Raw genomic sequence first — 933 nt, 5'->3', positions numbered from 1 at the left:
TGCCCTCCTTGGTCAGCACGAGCTTGAGGAAGTCGAGCACGTTGCGCGCGTACAGCGCCGACGCGTCGGCAGCCACCAGCGCGGCGAGGTTCGTCTCGCCGACGATGGTCACGCCGTGCTTGACGACGGTCTTGTCGGCTTCGGACAGGGGGCAGTTGCCGCCCACCCCACCATCTGGATTGACCGGACCCTTGCCCGCGGCGATGTCGACGATGACCGAACCCGGCTTCATGGACTTGACCATGTCCTCGGTGATGAGGGTCGGCGCGGCACGCCCGGGGATCAGCGCGGTGCTGATGACGACGTCGGCCAGCGCCACGCGCTTGGCGACCTCGGCCTGCTGGCGCGTGAGCCAGCTCGCGGGCATCGGGCGGGCATAGCCGCCCACGCCTTCGGCCGCGTCCTTCTCTTCCTGGGTCTCGTAGGGCACGTCGATGAACTTGCCGCCCAGCGACTCGATCTGTTCCTTGACGCTGGGGCGAACGTCGGACGCTTCGATGACCGCGCCCAGGCGCTTGGCCGTGGCGATGGCCTGCAGGCCCGCGACGCCCACGCCGAGGATCACGACGCGCGCGGCCTTCACGGTGCCGGCGGCGGTCATCAGCATCGGGAAGAAGCGCTGGTACTTGTCGGCGGCGATCATCACGGCCTTGTAGCCGGCGATGTTGGCCTGGGAGCTGAGCACGTCCATGCTCTGGGCACGGGTGGTGCGCGGAGCGGCTTCGAGCGCGAAGCCGGTGAGGCCGGCGGCGGCCACGCGCTGCAGGCCGGCGGCGTCGAAGGGGTTGAGCATGCCCACGAGCACGCTGCCGGACTTCGCAAGCGCGCATTCGGCGTCGCTCGGGGCGCGCACCTTGAGCACGATGTCGGCGCCGAAGGCACCGGCCTGGTCGGTGATCTCGGCACCGGCCGCCTGGTAGGCCGCGTCGGTCG

The 933-nt window shown here is 70.2% G+C and carries 1 protein-coding gene; it reads right to left on the bottom strand.

The window, feature by feature from the left end; genetic code table 11:
- On the bottom strand, window positions 1-933 hold a 933-nt coding region (locus AC27VN_RS42330), incomplete at both ends, for an NAD(P) transhydrogenase subunit alpha (RefSeq protein WP_490880648.1).

The sequence above is a fragment of the Variovorax sp. 20P10.2.4 genome (assembly GCF_058244205.1).
Note: the sequence above shows the minus strand (reverse complement) of the source record. Positions and strands in the feature narration are given on the sequence as shown.